The sequence below is a fragment of the Bacillus sp. T-10(2022) genome (assembly GCF_056502895.1).
On the sequence record NZ_CP113518.1, the window covers coordinates 1,961,161 to 1,981,900 of the forward strand.

23 protein-coding genes and 1 pseudogene are annotated in these 20,740 nt (G+C 35.9%); 16 read left to right on the plus strand and 8 right to left on the minus strand.

Features of this window, described 5'->3' with window-relative positions:
- Positions 1-105 precede the first annotated feature (105 nt).
- Positions 106-222, minus strand: a pseudogene (locus tag OSJ91_RS09635) (site-specific integrase); the annotation flags it as partial.
- Between the two features lie 204 nt (positions 223-426).
- Here OSJ91_RS09635 and OSJ91_RS09640 point away from each other — a divergent pair.
- A complete protein-coding gene (locus OSJ91_RS09640; protein ID WP_485891424.1) occupies positions 427-885 on the plus strand; it encodes an NUDIX hydrolase in 459 nt (152 codons plus the stop codon).
- Positions 886-1,545: 660 nt separating this feature from the next.
- Positions 1,546-2,214 carry a DNA alkylation repair protein gene (locus OSJ91_RS09645; protein WP_485891425.1) on the plus strand — a complete coding sequence of 223 codons (669 nt, stop codon included), beginning with the start codon at positions 1,546-1,548 and terminating at the stop codon, positions 2,212-2,214.
- Between the two features lie 230 nt (positions 2,215-2,444).
- Here the strand turns inward: OSJ91_RS09645 and OSJ91_RS09650 are convergent, their stop codons facing one another.
- Positions 2,445-3,005: a helix-turn-helix domain-containing protein gene (locus OSJ91_RS09650; protein ID WP_485891426.1), complete on the minus strand. Its 561-nt coding sequence runs from the start codon at positions 3,003-3,005 to the stop codon at positions 2,445-2,447.
- A gap of 167 nt (positions 3,006-3,172) precedes the next feature.
- Between OSJ91_RS09650 and OSJ91_RS09655 the strand changes: the two genes are divergently transcribed.
- The 5 genes from OSJ91_RS09655 to OSJ91_RS09675 all read left to right on the plus strand — a co-directional run bounded on the left by OSJ91_RS09655 (position 3,173) and on the right by OSJ91_RS09675 (position 6,431).
- Positions 3,173-4,054, plus strand: coding sequence for a DMT family transporter (locus tag OSJ91_RS09655; protein ID WP_063575036.1), 882 nt, complete (start codon positions 3,173-3,175; stop codon positions 4,052-4,054).
- A 287-nt stretch (positions 4,055-4,341) separates the two neighbouring features.
- A complete protein-coding gene (locus OSJ91_RS09660; RefSeq protein ID WP_127777896.1) occupies positions 4,342-4,557 on the plus strand; it encodes a DUF6366 family protein in 216 nt (71 codons plus the stop codon).
- A gap of 924 nt (positions 4,558-5,481) precedes the next feature.
- Positions 5,482-5,805, plus strand: a complete 324-nt coding sequence (locus OSJ91_RS09665; RefSeq protein ID WP_413016692.1) for a hypothetical protein — start codon at positions 5,482-5,484, stop codon at positions 5,803-5,805.
- A gap of 27 nt (positions 5,806-5,832) precedes the next feature.
- The gene (locus tag OSJ91_RS09670; RefSeq protein WP_485891427.1) at positions 5,833-6,114 is read left to right on the plus strand and encodes a hypothetical protein; all 282 of its coding nucleotides are present in this window, start codon (positions 5,833-5,835) and stop codon (positions 6,112-6,114) included.
- A 104-nt stretch (positions 6,115-6,218) separates the two neighbouring features.
- Positions 6,219-6,431 (plus strand): YxiJ family protein, encoded by a 213-nt coding sequence (locus OSJ91_RS09675; protein ID WP_485891428.1) that lies wholly within the window; start codon positions 6,219-6,221, stop codon positions 6,429-6,431.
- A 469-nt stretch (positions 6,432-6,900) separates the two neighbouring features.
- Here the strand turns inward: OSJ91_RS09675 and OSJ91_RS09680 are convergent, their stop codons facing one another.
- The gene (locus OSJ91_RS09680) at positions 6,901-7,785 is read right to left on the minus strand and encodes a LysR family transcriptional regulator (RefSeq protein ID WP_350302057.1); all 885 of its coding nucleotides are present in this window, start codon (positions 7,783-7,785) and stop codon (positions 6,901-6,903) included.
- A gap of 164 nt (positions 7,786-7,949) precedes the next feature.
- On the opposite strand from OSJ91_RS09680, the gene OSJ91_RS09685 reads away from it, so the two are divergent.
- The 3 genes from OSJ91_RS09685 to OSJ91_RS09695 are packed head-to-tail and all read left to right on the plus strand — an operon-like array spanning position 7,950 to position 10,677.
- On the plus strand, positions 7,950-8,339 hold the full coding sequence (locus OSJ91_RS09685) for a tautomerase family protein (RefSeq protein ID WP_289349472.1): 390 nt from the start codon (positions 7,950-7,952) through the stop codon (positions 8,337-8,339).
- An 18-nt stretch (positions 8,340-8,357) separates the two neighbouring features.
- Positions 8,358-9,566, plus strand: a complete 1,209-nt coding sequence (locus OSJ91_RS09690; protein WP_485891429.1) for a YbfB/YjiJ family MFS transporter — start codon at positions 8,358-8,360, stop codon at positions 9,564-9,566.
- A gap of 34 nt (positions 9,567-9,600) precedes the next feature.
- Entirely contained in the window at positions 9,601-10,677 is a 1,077-nt protein-coding gene (locus OSJ91_RS09695) for an NAD(P)H-dependent flavin oxidoreductase (RefSeq protein WP_485891430.1), read from the plus strand.
- A 189-nt stretch (positions 10,678-10,866) separates the two neighbouring features.
- Here the strand turns inward: OSJ91_RS09695 and OSJ91_RS09700 are convergent, their stop codons facing one another.
- Genes OSJ91_RS09700 through OSJ91_RS09710 form a run of 3 tightly spaced genes read right to left on the minus strand, consistent with a single transcriptional unit; the run spans position 10,867 to position 11,652 of the window.
- Positions 10,867-11,268, minus strand: coding sequence for a hypothetical protein (locus tag OSJ91_RS09700; protein ID WP_485891431.1), 402 nt, complete (start codon positions 11,266-11,268; stop codon positions 10,867-10,869).
- Positions 11,192-11,365, minus strand: coding sequence for an SMI1/KNR4 family protein (locus OSJ91_RS09705; protein WP_485891875.1), 174 nt, complete (start codon positions 11,363-11,365; stop codon positions 11,192-11,194). Before OSJ91_RS09705 ends, OSJ91_RS09700 begins: the two co-directional genes overlap by 77 nt.
- Complete coding sequence (locus OSJ91_RS09710; RefSeq protein WP_485891432.1) at positions 11,359-11,652, minus strand: SMI1/KNR4 family protein; 294 nt, start codon at positions 11,650-11,652, stop codon at positions 11,359-11,361. The genes OSJ91_RS09705 and OSJ91_RS09710 overlap by 7 nt, the downstream gene beginning before the upstream one ends.
- Positions 11,653-11,964: 312 nt before the next feature.
- On the opposite strand from OSJ91_RS09710, the gene OSJ91_RS09715 reads away from it, so the two are divergent.
- Positions 11,965-12,036: an HNH endonuclease gene (locus OSJ91_RS09715; RefSeq protein WP_350302832.1), complete on the plus strand. Its 72-nt coding sequence runs from the start codon at positions 11,965-11,967 to the stop codon at positions 12,034-12,036.
- Between the two features lie 320 nt (positions 12,037-12,356).
- Positions 12,357-14,045 carry a hypothetical protein gene (locus tag OSJ91_RS09720; RefSeq protein ID WP_350302061.1) on the plus strand — a complete coding sequence of 563 codons (1,689 nt, stop codon included), beginning with the start codon at positions 12,357-12,359 and terminating at the stop codon, positions 14,043-14,045.
- A 570-nt stretch (positions 14,046-14,615) separates the two neighbouring features.
- Here the strand turns inward: OSJ91_RS09720 and OSJ91_RS09725 are convergent.
- Positions 14,616-15,266: a cupin domain-containing protein gene (locus tag OSJ91_RS09725; protein WP_350302062.1), complete on the minus strand. Its 651-nt coding sequence runs from the start codon at positions 15,264-15,266 to the stop codon at positions 14,616-14,618.
- 342 nt (positions 15,267-15,608) lie between these two features.
- On the opposite strand from OSJ91_RS09725, the gene OSJ91_RS09730 reads away from it, so the two are divergent.
- From OSJ91_RS09730 to OSJ91_RS09745, 4 genes are all read left to right on the plus strand, one after another.
- On the plus strand, positions 15,609-17,501 hold the full coding sequence (locus OSJ91_RS09730) for an OPT family oligopeptide transporter (RefSeq protein WP_485891433.1): 1,893 nt from the start codon (positions 15,609-15,611) through the stop codon (positions 17,499-17,501).
- On the plus strand, positions 17,491-17,856 hold the full coding sequence (locus OSJ91_RS09735; RefSeq protein WP_350302063.1) for a hypothetical protein: 366 nt from the start codon (positions 17,491-17,493) through the stop codon (positions 17,854-17,856). The genes OSJ91_RS09730 and OSJ91_RS09735 overlap by 11 nt, the downstream gene beginning before the upstream one ends.
- A gap of 223 nt (positions 17,857-18,079) precedes the next feature.
- The gene (locus OSJ91_RS09740; protein ID WP_350302064.1) at positions 18,080-18,889 is read left to right on the plus strand and encodes an SDR family NAD(P)-dependent oxidoreductase; all 810 of its coding nucleotides are present in this window, start codon (positions 18,080-18,082) and stop codon (positions 18,887-18,889) included.
- A 109-nt stretch (positions 18,890-18,998) separates the two neighbouring features.
- Positions 18,999-19,607: a methyltransferase gene (locus OSJ91_RS09745; protein WP_350302833.1), complete on the plus strand. Its 609-nt coding sequence runs from the start codon at positions 18,999-19,001 to the stop codon at positions 19,605-19,607.
- A 205-nt stretch (positions 19,608-19,812) separates the two neighbouring features.
- Here OSJ91_RS09745 and OSJ91_RS09750 read toward each other — a convergent pair whose 3' ends face one another.
- The gene (locus OSJ91_RS09750; RefSeq protein ID WP_485891434.1) at positions 19,813-20,478 is read right to left on the minus strand and encodes a hypothetical protein; all 666 of its coding nucleotides are present in this window, start codon (positions 20,476-20,478) and stop codon (positions 19,813-19,815) included.
- Positions 20,479-20,740: the final 262 nt, after the last annotated feature.

Below are 20,740 nucleotides of genomic sequence, written 5' to 3' on the forward strand. Positions count from 1 at the left end.
GCTTTTTTAGTTAAATGACCACATTTATTGGTCCAAGGACTTTTATCCTGGGGCTTTTGAAAAGTTTTCAGCTGAAGAGTCCTGTATATTATGTGTAACATGACTTTATGTATCTAGGTTTATAGAAACTTTTGAATGTCCTAATCTTTCTGATCCCACTTTAGCATTTTCTCCGATCTCCAACATTATAGTTGCATGTGTATGGCGTAAATCGTGAAATCGTCTGAGAACAAGCTGGGTAAACCAGTCATTAAAGAAATTTAAGAGTGAGCTAATGCCTGCTCTTTTTTATTAGAAGGGTATGTTAAGGATGTTGTTGATTTCCTTGATGAACTAACGGGGCAGGTTAGTTCATCAAGGAAATCAGGTGTTAAGTAGAGAATAAGGTAGCAATAAATATAAAATTAAATAACTGAGGCGAAAAGGATGGCTCATAATGGGATAGTTTTAGTAGTTAGTGTATCAATATTCAGAGATGATGAAGTCTTAATAATTAGAGAAAATAAACCAACTGCTATTGATAAGTGGAACTTTCCGAGTGGACGCATTGAATATGGTGAAGACATTCTCTATTCAGCTTGTAGGGAGGTAAAAGAGGAAACTGGCTTTGATGTAAAACTTAATGGTACAACGGGTGTATATAATTTTATCAGTAGTACAAACAATCAAGTTATTCTATTTCATTTTACTGGTGAGGTTAATGGTGGTTCATTAAATCTTGAAGAAGATGAAATTTTAGACAGTAGATGGATTAAGGTGAATGACCTTGTGAAATTTGATAATGAAGAACTACGTGAACCAAGGGTACTAAAGCAAATAATAGATAACTTATTAAAAGAGAGGGTACATTCAATTAGTATTTATAATGAACAACTAGATAAATAATTTTTATTAAGCTAACAGCTTCTTTATCAGAAGCTGATCAGCAGCTCCTTTTCTTATGGCACTAAAGGGGCAGCATTCCTGTATTAACTGAAATACTAAAAAGTTTGTGAAGAAATCTACTTAAACTAACGGGTGCTTTACTTCATTAAGAAATAGTAAAATGGAAGAGGTTTTGTATGAGAATTAATGAGAATGAGAAAAAGAATTTATGGAAATCTTTAATAAATAATGGGTTCTTGAGTGCCCTTTTTGTTATGTTAATAGGAATTATAGTTTTGATTTATGTACTAATCTAATTTACTTGTTCAACGTGTGGCTTTACTTCAATATAGAGTAAAGCCTTTTTCTTATTCAATGAGCAAATCTCTTCTATTAAACAAAACCAGCTAAGTTTGTGATTTAATACACTTAAACTAACGGGTGCGTTTCTTTAAAAAGGAATGCTCTTTTCGTATCCAATTAAAAGGAATTAAATGTTATTATTATATTAAAGATGGTTGCTCTTCTATTATAGGTGGAGAAAGCTTTAATACGATATATACTACAATATTAACTTTGGAGGCACACCACTGCAATAAGACTTATAACGAAATTAAGTTCTTGATATATCCCGTAAAGGACATATTATGAAACAGTGCTTTAATAAAGGAGTTGTATAAAATGAATGAAAATAAAGGTACAGAAATAAAACGCTTTTCAAAAGCAGAAAACATTCTACCTCAGATCAATAGTAAAACTAAGCTAGGCGACTTACGAAAAATCGCGAAGGACATTAAAAAAGATCACGAACTAGCTATGGAACTTTGGTCAACCGAAGAGTTTTTGCCCAGACTATTAGCAATCTTAATTATGGACAAAAAACTTCTTTCACAAGATGTGCTAAATAAGCTTGATAAGGATATGCAGACTCACACTTTTGATGAGCGAAATAACTTAATGGATTGGTTAATGGCTAATCAGCTCACCAAAGACAAGAAGAAAATTGCATTGATGGAGTCATGGGAAAATAGTCCTTCTGCTCTTCAAAGGCGAGCTTTCTGGTATTATCAAGGGCGATTGAGATGGACTGGACAAACACCGCCTGATAACACCGCATACTTGCTATCTGCATTAGAAGCTAATATTACGCAGGAAGTACCGGAAGTTCAATGGGCTATGAATTTCACCGCAGGCTGGATAGGCGTTTATGATGAAAAGAATCGTGCACGTTGTATTAAACTTGGTGAGAAAACAGGTCTTTACAAAGATGAAATAGTAGCAAAAGGATGTACTCCCAGCTATTTGCCGGAGTTCATTACAATTGAAGTTAACAAACGACATAATAATTAGTTATCTCTGAAAAATTTATTAGGGTTTAATGCAAAAAATAAAGGAATTCAAAGCCTCAATATGAAAATTGTAATAGGCTAGGACGATCAGAGCTGTCTTTTAGGCAGCTTTTTCTTTATGGAACTAACGGGGCTGTTCCAAAAATCGATAATTGATCGATTTTTGGAGCAGCCTCTTTTTTGTAACGGTAGTTATTTTATCTTTTCATTCTTACATAGGAAGAGTGCTATTTAAACTAGCGCTGGAGTTAGTACAAATAAAATATGATTTGTTTCATCACTCTTGTTCAAAAATCGATGTTTAATATTGGGTGGAATACGCACTACATCCCCTTCATCTAAAAAATATTCAGTGCCTTCCAATTCAACATACGATTGACCTTTCATGACTACAGCAATTTCTTCTTTGTCGTCGTGTGAATAGTGGCTTTCCGTAGTGATTGCGTGTGCATTTAAATCCATCATTAAGAGTTCGATACGTGCTTTCATGAAATCTGGCGTTAACACATCATAGACAATATGGTCGTTATTTTCACGATACACCTTCTTCCGATCTTTTTTTCTAGAAATGAGTGAATCGGTATCAATATCGTTAATGAAAAGCGTAAACAATGGTACATTTAATGCTTTTGCAATCAATTCTAGTACACTTAGCGAAGGGTTTGCTTGTCCTCTTTCAATTTGGCTAATAAGCGAAGTGCTGATTCCTGCATAATAGGCAAATTCACGAATTGTCATATCGTTTTTCTTACGATAACTTAATACTGTTTGACCAAGGCGATAATTAATCATGGTAAAGACTCCTTTCCACAATAATGTATATTTCATTCCTTTTGTGCTGACATACTGAACATAAGTAATTAGTACTTTCTTAAATTACATAAAAATTTTATACTTACGTTTGTACATTATATTATATAAATTTCAATATTATAAACAAGGAATCGGAGGATATAAAATTGCAATCATCAATTATTTCTTATGTAATTTTATTTTTTGGCGTATTTGCATTATCAACTTCAGCAATCTTTGTAAAGTTAGCAGATGCACCTGCGACAATCACGGCGTTCTATCGGCTGTTTTTTGCAACAATAATGCTTTTGCCATTTTTATTAATAAATAAAAGGAATCGACATGAATTATATTCATTGTCAAAAAAACAATGGGGACTCGGACTATTATCAGGCTTATTTTTAGCAGTTCATTATGTATTATGGTTTGAATCATTAAATTACACTTCTGTAGCAAGTTCGACGGTTATCGTTACATTGCAGCCACTTTTTTCGATGGTCGGTGGATATTTTCTATTTAAAGAGAGATTCAGTAAAGGTGCTGTAATAGGTTGTCTTGTAGCGATTGCCGGAAGTATTGTTATTGGATGGCAAGATTTTCAAATTAGTGGACAAGCTTTATTTGGTGATATACTAGCCTTTATTGCAGCGGGGGTTATTACAGCCTATTTCTTTGTAGGCCAGCATGTTCGTAAAAAGCTATCTCTTATTCCATATTCAGTTATCGGTTATGCCAGCAGTGCACTATTTTTGTGTATTTTTGCGTTCAGCCAGCAAACTTCTTTCGTTGATTATTCCACACAAACATGGTTGTCCTTTATTGGATTAGCGTTTATTGCAACGATATTAGGGCAAACGATTTTTAATTGGCTGTTGAAATGGCTAAGTACTTCAGTTATTTCAATGAGCATATTAGGAGAGACGATTGGAACCTGTATACTCGCTTATTTTATTTTGGATGAGGTTATTTCTTTACAACAAGGTATGGGTATCGCACTCATCTTAATCGGTTTAGCATTATTTTTACTACAGCAAAGAAATAACGAATAAATAATAGAGATTAATTGGCGGTACGAGAAAGAATAGATTTAATTGAAGAACATTTATAAGAAGAATATCTTTTAAAATGACTTCCTTGTTCAATTAAAGGCGCGATTCTTGAAGAAGTTTCGCTTTTCTTAATGAACTAACAGGGTGCGTTAGCTGAAGATCGGAGCTGCCTTTAAGGCAGCTTTTTCTTTATGCAACTATCGGGGCAGGATAGTTCAACAAGGGAAATGGTTATTTGTGGTAAAGTATAAAAGAATAGTTGTTTAATTTATAGGGGGTTGTTTTAAGTGCAAGAAAACAAAGAAACTCCTGAACGAAAAAGAGAGAGATTAAGACAAGAAGAATTAAAAAGAAATCCGACTGGTAGTTTGAATGATGCTTTTAATAAAGCAAACAGTGGCGGTCTTGCTGATTTAGTAGGAAGTTTAGGTTGGAAAGGTACGGGAATTCTCATTCTTGTAATCATTATTGGCTTTATTTTTGTATCACTTTTCTTCAAGTAACGGATGCGTTAGCTGAAGATCGGGGCTGTCTTTAAGGCAGCTCTTTTCTTATGGAACTAAAGGGGCAGGATAGTTCAATAAGAAAAGGGAATTTTTTCTTGAGGTATAAAGGCCGATTTTTGGTAAGATGTCTTTATGGAGAAGTGATATTACAATGAAAATTTTAAAAAATAGAATAAAGCCTTTGTTTATTCCAGCGTTACTTTTATGGATAACAGCAGGAATTATCCACTTTGTTTCCACCTTGCATTACGGTGTTTACAATGATTATCGGTCTATGGCATATATCTTCATAGTCATTGGATTGTCTTTAACATTAATTGAACGGTATTTACTAGAAAAGGCAACAAAAAAGGAACTAATTGGGCTAGGTTTGACATTTCTACTAATCATTTCATCTCAATTGTGGGTTATATATTTTTTGTAATTGAACAAACGGATGCTTTACCTCAATATCAGGAGCCAATTAGCTGCTCTTTTTTTTATGGACTAAAGAGGCAGAATAATTGAGGATGTATTTTAGAGGAATATAATTGGAGTAATTATGAAGATAAAAAGAGGATACAAAAGATGAAAAAGAAAGGCAAAGAAGGTTTTTTCAAAAGCATAATTAATGAAATTCGTGATTCCATCTTATCTGAATTGGTTTTTAACATCTTAACTCTTATTCCAAGAATGATAATTCGTTTAGTAAAGAGTTTATTTTAATTGATTAAGTCGAAAGTACTTCTTAATGAACTAACGGGTGCGTTAGCTGAAAGATCTGAGCTGTCTTTAAGGCAGCTTTTTCTTATGGTACTAACGGGGCAGGTTAGTTCATTAAAGAAATGTACATTGGCATATTTTCCTTACATAAGGAAGGATTTCTGTTAGGATGATTATCGGAACGTAATTATATGTTGAATATAGGAACGAGGATAATGTATGAATGAAACAAAAGAAGTTTTGCCATTAAGGAAATCTTATTGGAGTATTTTATCACTGGTTTGTGTTTTATTAGGAATTCTATTCTGGTTTATATTCTTTTTGGTTCCTAGTCAAAATATAGGTCTTGACAAAGGGTTTCCTATTTGGGCTTGGACTTTTATTATGAATCCAATTGGTATCATCTTGGCTAGGATAGGTTCAAAATACAATAATAAATTTTCTTTGTTTGGGATTGCAGGGAATCTATTTATGACATTTAGCATATTTTTTGCTTGGTATATTGGTTATCTAGTTGAATGGCTGTCCTCCCTTATTCATTAAAAATTTTCTAATTAGAGTTAAACCATAATGGTTTGGAAAAAACGTATAAAAGAAAGGCATTTTAAGCTAGGTGGGATTAGAGTGGTTAAAGACTTTTTTGGTTCTATATTTGCAACTATATTTGGTATTATCGCAACCTGGACTGGTTTGATCTATACGACTCGTTATCGGTTTGATAATAGAAAATTTTTTGAACACATCAAATATATAACGCCCTTACCTCTAACATTTAATTATTGGCTTCTTAAAGTTTTATTTATTTTTGGAGGATTAATGTGTGTTGTTTTGGGTCTATACGAAATTCTTTAAGGTATTCCTTAATGAACTAACGGGGGCGTTATCTGTAGATCGGTGCTGTCTTTAAGGCAGCTTTATGCAACTAACGGGGGACAGGTGATTTTAATACTTACTGTATGAATATAGCAGGAACTCTAAGTTATATTTTAGCAGGTAAATTGAATGAAATCCCTCAAGGTCAGATTGAAATGATACATCTTTCCTTCTTTGATTTATTTAAAAAGTATAGATTTTTTGAAGACAAAATAGGGAACTTTAACGATTTTTCACAAGAATATAAAAACTATGAAGAGACAAGGGAATTATTATTACAGTTGCTATGTAAATAAACATTCCTTATTAAGCTAAAGGGTGCGTTAGCTGAAGATCGAAGCTGTCTTTATGGCTGGAACTAACCGTGCGTTCGTATTATAAGGTTAGCCAGTTTTTACTGGTTGGCCTTTTTTAAATAGAACCGTTATATAAGTAGCCAGGGGAGGACGTACGGGTGCGTGGGGCTTGATCCCGTGAACTAAACTGTCCGCCCCCTACTTGTAGAAACAAGTTTGAGGCTGGTTGGGATGCAGATCTCACGTAGTGTTTTTTAATCTGCTGAATTCACTCGTATGCCGCAATGGCAGCTGTACAATCTGGATCCTTTTAAAAAATCTGAATTAGGAACAGGGGAGCTGCCACTTTGTATGAACTTTGTTTCCTTCGAATGTAAGTAAGCTTTGATAATAATGTTCAACTTCCAACACCTCAATGACACATTAAACGAAATTATTTTATTCTTCCTTATCGAAAATATAATCTAGGTTACCCCTCTATTTTATTAATTAGTTCCTCCTCTTCACTCAACAAATTTATAAATTTTTCTAAGGATGCAGGTACATACTTATCTTTTCGATAAATGAAAACTGTCCTAACTTTTCCATTCGGAATTGAGTGTTGTCGAATGATTCCTTCTTGTACCTGTTTTGAAACAACACTTTGCGGAAGCATACTTATACCTAGACCAGCTGCTACACAACCGATGATCCCATCTATAGTGCCAAATTCCATTATCTTATTGGGTATCATCTTCTCTTGTTGTAGCCATAGTTCAAACTTTTCCCGATAAGCACATCCTGCATGAAATACAAGCAGCGTCCTTGTTTGAATATCTTTGATAGAAGATATAGGAGGATGAACTGTATCTGTAATGAGCATTAGTTCTTCTTCGAATACTTCTTTCTGAATGAGATCTGGATGATTAATGGGTCCAGCCACAAATGCTCCATCAAGTTCATTCTGAAGGACTGCTTGAATATTTTGTTCAGTGGAGCCTGTTTTTAAAGTTAAATCAACCTCTGGAAAATCTTTGTGATACTTTGAAAACAAGACTGGTAAGCGAACTGCTGCGGTTGTTTCCATTGAACCAATAATTAACGGACCTCTGGGTGTTTGATCATCATTCATCATATTTTTGGTCTCTTCTATAAGATCGAATATTTTTTCTGTATATGTTAGCAACATGCTTCCTTTGTCAGTTAATGCAGTGCCACGATTATGTCTATAAAAAAGAGTTGTTTGAAGATCCGATTCCAACTGCTGTATTTTCATCGTGATATTTGACTGTGCATATTGAAGTTCTCTTGCTGCTTGAGAAATGCTTCCCATCTTAGCAACACTGTGGAAAATTTTTAATGAGTGCAAATCCAAAATAATCTCTCCTTAGTTGATATATCTTTTAGCCATCATTATGAGTGATACCAAATATCGATTTTAAGTATTATACCATATAGCAAAAAGAAGATATGCTTATAATATCCTACATTTCAGTTGGACACTCTAAAATCATTATTTATTTTGAGGGGAGATACAAGATGCCATTATTACGTTTTGATTTAGTAGAAGGAAGAAACGAAGAAACTTTAAAGAAATTATTGGATTCGGCTCACCATGCGATGGTGGAAGCTTTCCAAGTGCCTGAAAGTGATCGTTATCAAATAGTTCATCAGCACCCGCCGCATGAGCTAATAATCGAGGATACCGGACTGGGGTTTAAAAGAAGCAGAGACCTAGTAATCATTAGTATTGTAAGTAAAAAAAGAACTGTAAAACAGAAAGAAACCTTATACTCACTTCTTGCTCATAAACTTGAATCGGACTGTGGGATTTCTCCACAGGACTTGATGGTTTCTATAACAGAAAACAGCGATGCTGACTGGAGTTTTGGACGAGGGGAAGCACAGTTTCTAACAGGTTCATTATAGTTAATTGGAGGAGAATCTTTGAAGAATCAAACTTATCATTTTTTAATAGGGGGAATATTTTCTTTAATCATTGCTATGGGGATTGGAAGATTTGCATATACTCCCATTCTTCCTCTTATGCAAAAAGAACTTTCTTTATCAAATACAGCTGCTGGTTATATAGCAACCAGTAATTACGCAGGATATTTGCTTGGAGCAATTTTAGCAAGTGCCATTCCTTTTAAGAAGTATAGAACCATTTTGTTAAGAATAAGTCTAATCATCAGTATCTTAACCACTGCCCTAATGGGTCTCACATACTCTAATTCACTTTGGAATGGACTTCGCTTTCTATCAGGATTTGCCAGTGCTTTTGTATTGGTCTTAGCCTCCGGTATCGTGTTAGATAAACTTGCAACTATAAGAAAAACCAGTTGGTCGGGGATGTTTTATGGGGGAGTAGGTTTGGGAATCTTTTTATCAAGTCTAATGATTCCGAGTTTAAACCATTTATTTCGGTGGGAAGGAACATGGATAGGACTAGCTATTGTGAGTGGAATTCTTGCTATCTTTGTATGGATCTGGCTCGATGAAACCCCCAACGTCGTCGAGAAGAAAAATAAACGAGATATGATTGGAAAAGTGCCCCCCTCTAAATGGCTTATATGGTTGATTATTGCGTATGGTTTAGAAGGATTGGGTTACATTGTTACAGGAACGTTTATCGTATCTATCGCTGAAAAGACCTCATACTTTCATAATGGTGCCACCTTAGTTTGGATGATGGTGGGATTGGCTGCGATTCCGTCCTGTCTCATCTGGTCTTTACTAGCTAAAAAATGGGGATTCATTAAATCTTTAGTGCTTGCAATGGCTCTGCAATCCTTCGGTATTGCGATGCCAGCCTTTTGGATGTCAAAAACTAGTTTTGTCATTAGTGCTTTATTATTTGGAGCCACCTTTATGGGTATCACCAGCCTGGCTACAACATTGGGACGAGAAATGAATCCAGCTGATAGCAGTCGGACTATTGGCATTCTCTCTGCTATTTATGCTATTGGACAGTTGATAGGACCAGCCCTTGCTGGAGTCTTATCATCATTCACACATGATTTTAATGCTGCTTTTATTGGCGCAGCGTGTGTTGTCTTCTTTGGGGCAATTTTGCTTTCAAGTGGGATTCATTTCGAGAACAACCCTAACATAATAAATTCAATTATCCAATACAAAAAAACAGAAGAGAAATAATAGGGATTAAAATACAAAATCGGGGGAGTAATTGATGTTAAATAATGAAATGATGAAGCATTTGAAGATTAAGAATCCTATTATACAAGCTCCTATGGCTGGCGGGATCACCACTTCGAATTTAGTGGCCGAGGTATCCAATGCTGGGGGACTTGGAATGATTGGAGCAGGCTATCAGACACCAATACAATCAAGAGAGCAGATTAGAGAAATCAAGCAGTTAACGTCAAACCCTTTTGGCATCAATCTATTCGTGCCAAACGAGTTTAACGTAACGTCAGACGCAGTCCAATCAGCTAACCAGCTTTTACACACTGTTCGTAAGCAATTAAATTTAGAACAAACAGACAGCTTTGACATTCCTGAGTATAAAACAATTTTTGAAAGCTTTATTGAACAGGTTAAGGTTGTCATTGAAGAGAATGTATCTATTTGTTCCTTTACATTTGGTATTCCTCCCAAGGAAGTGATGGATGAATTAAAACAGCATAAAATCACTCTTATAGGAACAGCTACAACGGTTAGGGAAGCCGTTGAAAATGAAAAAGCAGGAATGGATATGGTTGTTATTCAGGGCAGTGAAGCTGGCGGGCACCGCGGGAACTTTATTGGTGGTCATCAGGAGAGCCTGGTAGGTTTAATGTCACTTATTCCGCAGGTTGTTGACAATGTAAGCATACCTGTTATTGCTGCGGGCGGAATTATGGATGGAAGAGGATTAATGGCTTCACTCTGCTTAGGAGCACAAGGTGTACAAATGGGTACAGCTTTCTTGACATGTATCGAAAGTGGAGCACATAAGGTACATAAAGAAGCCATTTTGAATGCTGATGAAGACCAGACAACCTTTACCCGCGCCTTTTCTGGTAAATGGGCAAGAGGTATTAAAAACAAATTTATTGCAGATATGTCGGATCATGAATTGCTTGTACCCGATTTTCCTGTTCAAAACCTATTAACTCAAGAAATTAGAAAAACGTGCAGTGGACAGAATAATCAAGACTTCATGTCACTCTGGTCTGGACAGAGCCCAAGATTAGCTAAAAATCAATCTGTTGTATCATTAATGAAAAATATTATTACAGAAGCAAAAAAAATAAATCTATTATGAGATGTTACGAGGTTAAAAGAATTCTGCTTTTCAAGCGGATCATGTAATTAAAAGCAATGGAGAACCCTTATTAAATAGGGTTCTCCATTGCTTTTTTAGTTAAATGACAACATTTATTGGTCCATACTCTTTTTTTCTAGAGCTCTTGAAAAGTTTTCAGTGGAGTCCTGTATATCATGAGTAACTGAGTTAGTTCCTCTTTATAAAGTTAAGTATTAACTTGTGTGAATACTTTATATCACTATTTATTTCACTATCTTCTACAGAGCCTAAAATACGCAACGCTTTTCTTATTATGATTTCATCAGTTACAAACTCATCGGTAATTAATTCAACTAAATTTTGAGAAGCGCTTTCTTGAATATATATATATGAGTTAGTTTCAAGGAACATAATCAGTGTAGATGCGAGTTCTGTCAAATCTTTATAACTACTTACCCATATGCTTATACGATCTAAAATGTCCTCAGTATCTATACTTTTACACAACTCTTTTGCACGTTCAACGGATAACTCATATCCACCAATGTATTTGGACAAATTCTTTAAAAGTCTTAAAGATAACGGAAATTTTGTTCTCTTCAGTGTCAATAAATGTTATTTCTGGTTCATCTTTATTTTTTCTATAATCTAATACAAGCCACGTGTGTTCATCTCCGGAGATTGTTACAAAATCTTTTTTTAAAATTCCCCATTCATTAAGAAGGTATTTTGTTTATAAATTCCTTCATTCTCTTTAAGTCCAAACAGAAAGTCTACAGCAATATAATCATCAGCGTAGGAATTTTTAAAACTCACTGGTAATGCCTTGTATTTTAAATATCCCCCATTTTGGATTTTTAATAGTTCAATATATTCTTTTGGGAGATTAATGTTTAAATTTATTTCAGCATCAAGGATATCTCCTGCTGTTAATTCATTTAGTTTATATTCATCAAAATCCATATCTTCGAATTCTTCAAAAATAGATTCCAAGAATCGCACTCTCCTTTATTGTTTTCACTTAAACATAATTTAAATAATACTAGCAGCGACGTTGCGAGATATGTTTAACAGACACTAGTCAAGACTTTTAAAAGGACCTATATGGGCATTTAGCTAGTAAATCTCAATCTATTACAAAAGTCCCGTTTGATAAATATGGTTTTCCGGAATTTAAGGAATATGCACAGGTAAGGTATAAGAGGAATATTCGAGATTTACTAAACCCAAGATAGGCATTGTAATATTAATTTAGCATTGGCAGCGGAAGTAAATCCATCATTAAAGTATGAAAAATAGGAAATAATCCTTAAGGGCTTTGTTTGGCACCATCATCAACAAAGAGGGCTAATGCAATTATTCGATAAGTCAATTTGAGCTATTAATAGCAAAATTTCTTATCCTAAGCTTTTTTAGTGAAATAAGTATCATCGATTAATAGCGAGAATAATTTATAAACTTGCTATTGAGATTTATAAAAACGAGAGTAATAAACTTTAAAAAGGGGTCTATAAAGAATCTGTTAAGTGAATTCCTAATAATAGTGAAGAACATTTTTCCCGCGTTAGTAATAGGCAACGTAAGTACAAAAAGTATCCAATCTAAATAATTCCATTAGATAAAAAAGATGGGAAATAAGTTGTGAAACATGGTAGAATTATAAAATGTGAGTAGAATGTCATAGGAGGAATGTATCAATGAAAAAATACTTAATGGTAGCAAGTGCATTATTTACCATTCTAAGTCTAATCCTGATTAACGGAGGCATGAACGTTTCAGCAAACGTTGGACTTGATTCAATGCAAGCAGCAAAGCCAATCAATGTAAATGCTGTTAACCATGCCATCCTTAATGGAAATGGAGATTATGAAGATTATTGGAAATTCACGTTGACTAAACCGGGACAAGTCACCTTTAACATGAATAACTATCCGGGATATGCATGGGAATTTGAAATCTTAGATGGTAGTGGAAATGAGTTTACAGGTGGAACAACTGATTACAGCAATAAAGCGATGGGTGTGTCGGCAAGGAAAGTAGGATTGCCTGCTGGTACTTATTACATACATATTGAAGATTATACTGATTCTATTAATAAAACATATTATTTTACTGTTAATTTTTCAGAAAATGCAAATGTGGAAAACGAATTCAACAACAGTTCGAGTGTAGCAAACCGAATTAATTTGAATACTCCTTATGTTGGTGAGATACAAAATTATAGCGATGAGGATTATTTTAGATTCACCCTCCCTGAAGATGGGGCAGTCACTCTCAATATGAGTCAAAAAGCTGATGTCGGATGGGAAGCGAGCATATTAAATAAAGAAGGGGAAGTGCTTAGTGAGCTGACGACTGAATATTCTTCAAACGTCACAAAACCGACAGAACGGTCGGTCGGGCTACCTAAAGGAGAGTATTTAATTCATATTGAAGATTATTTCGATTCAATTCACCAGCCCTATGCCTTTACCGTGAAGTTTGCAAAGTCAACTACCTATGAAAAAGAATTCAATAACAACGCCCAGCAGGCAAACAGTATTGGGTTGGGCAAAAACTATTACGGGCACCTCCAAAGTTACGGTGACGCCGATTATTTTACTTTTTTCCTATCAAAACCATCAAGTGTATCTCTAGAGGTGGGAAGGAAGCCATCTGTCAGTTGGAATATGAGCCTTTATAATTCAAACGGTGATGAAGTGGGATCGTTTCATACGAAGTATGACCAGTTTGCAAACGGTATAGAATCGAAGAGGTACTCTCTTCCGGCAGGGCGGTACTATATATCGGTGGACGATTATTCAGACGCTCTTAATTATAGATACCAACTGGCTGTAAAAGTCCCAACGCCGTCTATCAGCAGTAAGTCGGTACAAATAACAAATTATGTAGGCAAATCAGATAGCGTGAAAGTGAGTGCCCTGGCTAAAGGCGATGTAGTGAAGTTGTTCGATTCGAAAGGAAAGCTATTTGCTACATCTAAACCTGTTTCAGGTTCCTCTACAACTTTTAACATCAAACAATTAGGAAAAAATGCCGGCTTTATTTATGTGTCAAACATCCGGAGTGGTATGCTTGAGAGTTCAAGAGTAAAGGTATCGTTTAAAGCTGAACCGAAGACACCTAAGCCAAGCGTTTCCAACATTACGGTTAAGAATAATAAAGGAAAGTCAGATTCAGTAATAGTCAAAGGATTGAAAAAAAGCGATGTTGTAAAACTATATTCATCCTCCGGGAAGTATCTATCAAAAAAAACATCAACTTCTTCCTCTGCAACCATTACGGTTAAGCAGTTAGGTAAGGGCTCAGGATCAGTTTATGTAACCCTGACACGCCCTGGAATGAATGAAAGCGACAAAGTGAAAAAAACATTTAAAGCAGAATAGCATATTAGAAGAGTAGAGTGTATTATCAAAAAGGATTAGCGGCTTACAAAGCAAGGGGAGAAAATTTGGTATTAAAAATTTATATCATGGGGAATAAAGAAAAAGGGAGACACTCAAATAGGGAGTGTCTCTTTTTAGGCGATGAAGAAGATTGTTCAGAGCTGTATTCTTCATGAAATGTTAATGATATAAGGATATCGACTGAAAGCCTCTTAGGATACAAAGGGAATGGAGACAACCGCAAAAATGAAGTGAATAATCTGTTGCTGTATTAGGGAGAGCAATTTAGAATTTCTTATATTATAAGAAGAAACTCGATAGAATATATATAAAATGTATAATGACCAATTGTATCTAAGTGTGTATAGGAGTGATAATGCTCATAAACCATGCACCAAGATGTAAGTTATTGGAGTAAATGAATTCGGCTTTTTAAGCGGATTATGAAAAAAGCAATGGAGAACCCTAATGTAATAGGTTTCTCCATTGCTTTTTTCGATTTATAGACGTCATCCATGACATGAAGGGGGAAAGGCCTTGATCAGGGTAAACGGCTTCCCAACGTTATCTTCAATAATAATATGGGGGATTTGGCTGGTAATGATAATTGTATGCCGGGGCAGTATACATTTGATTACCATAGGAATTATTATATTGCGGATATTGCTGCATGTCTTCTTCGGCCGCTCGATGGCAGTTGGCTGGCGGACCGATGAATGTTGATGGCTGAACCGGTGCAATTGCTTTTTTCCATTGGTTTTCATCCATGCAATAAGTATGTGCCATAATATTTGCAGGCGTCAATTTCAAGATATCGGAACCGAGGATCACCTCAGGTGTTGGTGCATTAAAAATGGCGAGCAAATGAGTATTATCCGTATTAGCCACTTCATAATGCCACCAACCTTGTGGGACGTTGGCTACTTGACCGGGTTTAATGGGATAATTTTGTATTTGCTTTGTAAAAGGATTCAGTAATGAAACGGTTGCCGCTCCAGAAATGCAATACACGAGCTCTGCTGCATTTTGGTGATAATGCGGTTCTACGACATTGTCTGTACTAAGGTAAATATCTAATAATGAAACATTTTCGAGTGTGTTCAATTGTTTGATACCTAATACATTTATATAGTTTTGATTGTCTTTTTTCATTAAATTGCTTTTATTAATATCGAAAAAGTATTGTGTGGATGGTGAAGTATAGTCCATATAGGAGACCATGAATTTATCATTCCTTTTTTTAAGACTTGATTTTTCAGGATATGTTAGATCTCATTTTAATGTGCAATAACCCAGTGGGTTATTTGCCTATGGAGCTAATAAGGAGTATTGAAGATACTGTCATTGAATGAATGATAGGCAGTGACTTCGTGTAACGAATAGCCAAAAACCGATGGTTATTAGAATAATATTATTTTTATATATTTTAAAACCGAATCTACTAAACTGAATTTTTGATATAATCAAAATTTTGCTAAGCGTAATTTTCCCATTGCATGACTTTAAATTACAGTGATATAATGTTCTCTGTGATTTTAAAGTTTAACATAGGAAGTGGCTAAATTGTCGAACAATTCAAAAGAGAGTAAATTCGTCCCGTACGTCTCTGCATCTAAATCTCTACCGGAATTGACTGCAACTGCAATCATTCTAGGGATCATTCTTGCAATCGTATTCGGGGCGGCAAATGCATACTTAGGCCTACTTATTGGTTTAACTGTCTCTGCTTCAATACCCGCGGCGGTAATTTCAATGGCTATTTTAAGAGGGGTTTTTCGCAGGGATTCAATATTAGAAAACAATATTGTGCAAACGATGACCACGGCAGGTGAGGCTATTGGTGCCGGTGCTGTATTTACCATTCCAGCATTATTCATGTGGGACATGGACGTGAGTCAAGCATTCATCATTTTCGTTGTTTTAACTGGGGGATTTTTAGGGGTCTTCATGATGGTTCCCCTTCGCCAGCTTTTAATTGTAAGGGAACATGAAACATTACCTTATCCTGAAGGTACGGCATGTGCCGAGGTCCTGAAGTCAGGAGAAAAGGGTGGTACAAGCGCGAAACTAATCGGAGCCGGTTTGGTTATCGGCGGTGTGGTTAAAGGGCTTGGTGATGGGCTTAAGCTTTTCAAGACAGAGGTTGAAACAGGAATCACGAATTTTAAAAATGCGGTGGTTGGTCTTGATGCCTTTCCTTCCCTTTTGGGTGTAGGTTATATTATTGGACCTCGTGTTGCAGGACAAATGCTAGGTGGGGGTTTATTAGCCTGGGTTGTTCTAATACCGGCCATCAGCTTTTTTGGCGGAAGCAATGGAACAGCCATTTTCCCTTCTGATGTACCGATCGGTGAATTGGATGCATGGGGAATTTGGGATAATTATATACGCTACATTGGTGCTGGTGCCGTTGCAACTGGCGGATTGATCACATTGATCAAAACATTACCAATACTTTTCAGTTCAGTTTTCGATACCCTTAAAGGTGTAAAAGCCAATAAAGGGCAACTAAAATCAGGTTCGATCCGTACAGAACAAGACATACCGGCTAAATACGTTTGGCTGGGAACGATCATCGTTATTTTAATCATTGCTTTCACACCTATCACGGATGTAGGAATCATCGGTGCGATTGCAATTGCGATTTTTGGGTTTTTATTCGTGACAGTAGCTTCAAGGGTTGTTGGGATCGTCGGAAGTTCTTCTTCCCCAGTCTCAGGAATGACGATAGCCACACTATTGATTGTAGCGATTGTCTATAAAGCTACTGGTTTTACTGGTACGACGGGGATGGTAGCCGCTTTAACCGTCGCTGCGATCATTTGTACGGCACTTGCGGTTTCAGGTGATGTTTCTCAAGATCTAAAAACAGGATATATCGTCGGCGGAACACCATGGAAACAACAAGTTGCCATGATGATCGGTGTTGTTGCATCAGCTTCTGTCATTGGTTTTATCCTGGTTCTAATGGATAACGCATATACGATGGGATCTGCAGAACTGCCTGCACCTAAAGCGGCACTAATGAAAATACTTGCTGAAGGTGTTCTTGGAGGAGACTTACCTTGGACACTCATCTTTATCGGTGCGGCTATTTCGATCACATTAGAATTTTTCGGTCTAAATTCACTTGTTGTTGCTGTCGGCATATACTTGCCGGTTCATACTAGTGCCCCAATCATGATCGGTGGATTTATTCGTTTCTTCGTTGAGTTCTTCTCGAAAACAAAAGAAGCGCTTAAAGCACGGGTTGATAGAGGTGTATTATTTGCATCTGGTTTAATAGCGGGTGAATCATTGATTGGTGTACTTATTGCCATATTGATAGCAGCAGGTGTCCAAGTTCCGGCTGCGGCTAAATTAGCCAGCAATTTGCTACCTTTCCTACTATTCCTTGCTCTAGCTGGATTGCTATGGTTCGTATCCAGCAAAGGGAAAAAAGAAGATGCTTCGTAAACGCCAATCAAAAAAGAGGAACCTGTTAACCATGGTTCCCCTTTTGGAAAAACGCGTCACTATGGTACAAGAATCTTCGGAAGCAACTTTTTTAGTCATTCAAAGGACCAATTTTGTGGAACGAATTACAATTCGTTTCTTTAAACAACCATCAGTCCGTAAAATCAAGCTTGATAAGTTTGGGGCATATGCCATTAAACAGATGGAGTTCCAAAGAAATGTAAATCAGATTTCTGAAGCGATGAGTGAACATTTTGGAGAGGAAGCAGAACCAACCTTACCGAGGTTGATGAAATTCCTGGAAATTCTTGAGGTTCATGATTGGATCATATGGGATGATGAAGAAGAAAAATGAAAAAAAGCTGAAGCTCTTTTGGATGCTTCAGCTTTTTTCTGTTTTAAATTTGATAAAAATCAAAAATTTTCATAGTTTACGACATTCTAATAATCTGTATTTTTACGAAAATGAACTATGAGTATAATTATTTGTAATAACTTTATATACGTTGTATTCTTGTACTATTAGTCATGATTAATAAAACAAAAATATTCATATTATGAAGAGCAGGTGGGTTATTATGGGAAGAGTACAAGGTAAAGTAGCATTAGTGACAGGTGGAGCTTCAGGTATAGGCTTATCCATATCCACACTAATGGCTAAAGAAGGTGCAAAAGTCGTGATTGCTGATTTTAACGAAACAGGAGCGAAAGAAGCGGCTGAAAACATTAAAAAACAAGGTGGGGAAGCGGCTGGAGTATTCTTGGATGCTGGACAAGCTGATTCCATCCAGGCAGCAGTCGACTTTACCATTGAACAATATGGAACGGTTACGGTACTTGTTAATAATGTGGGTTTAACTAACCTGCATAAAGATCTGGATGTCGTGAATTTAGATTTGGAAGAATGGGACCGACTTATGGATGTGAATTTAAAAAGTGTGTTATTGGGAAGCAGGTTTGCAATTCCTCACATGATTAAAGCGGGAGGAGGTTCGATAATCAATACGGCCTCCATGGCTGGATTTACAGGTGACTCCGTACGATCTGCATATGGTGCGTCCAAAGCGGGGGTAGTGAATTTGACCCGTTATATCGCTGCACAGTATGGTAAAGATCATATTCGTTGTAATGGAGTGGCACCGGGCCTTATTTTAACTCCTGCAGCGAAAAATAATATGCCTCCTGCCGTACTCGATATTTTTGCCAAATTTAATGCATTGCCATATCATGGTGAAGCGGATGATATCGGTTATACCGTTCTATTCCTTGCATCTGATGAGTCCAAATTCATTACAGGTCAGACGATCCAAGTGGAAGGCGGTCATTATATGGCCAACCCAAGCATCTCTGATTTTAATGATTATGTAACTAAAGCAAAATCCAAATAATTGTCTGGACATTCCTACAACAAAACCTTACCCTGGATAAGATCAACCTTTCCGGGGTTTTTAGTTAGGAAGCCCTTTATTGAAAAACCATGAAGCAGGTGCATTAACAATGGAAGAAACGAATTATGACGAAATGCTGAACATCAAAACGGAAGGTGAACAAAAAAAATTCAATGATTCCTTGCATTATCACCGATACGAACCTACGCCTTACAGCGCATTAGAACATTTATTCAAAAAATATGCACTGAAAAGAAATGATCGCATTGTGGATTTTGGATGCGGTAAAGGCCGCTTGAATTTTTTCATCCATCATTTATATCAATCATCTGTGGTTGGCGTGGAGATGAATGAAAATTTCTATAAAGAAGCGATCGAGAATCTGAATGACTACGTGAAGAAAAGGAAAAACATCGATGGCAATATAGAATTCCACTGCTGTTTGGCGGAAGAATATGATATCGATACGAAAGACAATCGCTTTTATTTCTTTAACCCGTTTTCGGTACAGATCTTCATGAAAATCATCAATAACATATTGCTTTCCTTTGAAAAAGAACCGCGCCAAATCGAACTGATATTATTTTATGCTTCACAGGATTATATTTTTTTCCTCGAAAATCAAACCGCCTTCGAGCTGAAAGACGAGGTGATGTTACCTGGCCTGACAGAATCTAATCCTTCTGAAAAATTCGTCATATACCAATTGTTAATTTGAATGGATACTCGTTTTTTGGTGATAATCAAGCAAATATTAAAAGCACCCAAGCGATATTTCAATGATGCTTGGGTGCAATGAGTGAAGTCAATAAAGGTGCTTAATCTAAAGCATATTGTAAAATCCTTATTACTTTTTTTCTTTTTGCATGCTCCTATTCCATTTTTTATCTTTAGTTTTATGCTCTTCTATTTCTAAGGATGAATCACTTTGTTTGTGGGGAGCGAGGTTCTAGTTTATAGTTTGTAAGCCATAGTAAACATAAAAAAATTAATTCAAATGCATTGGTAACAGCCGAACTTTTTATGGGAATAGGGATGGCACTTCCAGCTATCATGACTATAACTCCTAAAAGCATCCAAATCCAACGTGTTCTTATAAATATGTAGATGCTAATCACCAATAATATAAAGGTTACAATAAGCACCATTAAAGGTGGGCCTGAAGATTCCTCACTAACATATCTTAAAATACCATACTCGTAGATTGGTACAAATGTCTTATGCATATTTTCAATAAATTCATAGATGATAAGCCCAGCTGTAATGAAAAGGAAAAAGTAGGGTGCTATCACTTTTTTTGTAAAAGGAATATGTATCCTTTTCGCCATTCCCCATCCAAACAAGATCAATGTGGGAGTGATAAATCCATGACTCCAGAAACGTAATGCATTTAATGACTCTAACAAAGGGCCATCGCCAATGAACTTTCCAGAGGCAATAATTAAGTTATCCACGATAAGCCCGAAAGTAACTAGAAGAAGAAAGCTTGAATACGAAAAGAGTTTACGGTCCTGTCGAAGTAACATCATTCCCATGATAAAAAGAATAATATAAATGATTGAATAACAAAAATATAAAATAGTATCCAACTAATTCACCCCCTATTTTGTTTTTTCCATACTATAAAAGAACAAAACATATCACAAGAAATAACTTTAAATAAAAGTGCCCTTTAAATATAATTTTAGTTTAATGTGAAATTCATATTCAGGAAAGATTGTAAATACCTATATCGGAGAATATAATGGGTAGGCTTTATATGTGGTTTTTATAAGTATCAAAGGTCTACATAAGAAACTTTATATTTAAACAAGAATGGAAGCATTGCATGAAAAATGCCCATAAATAGTG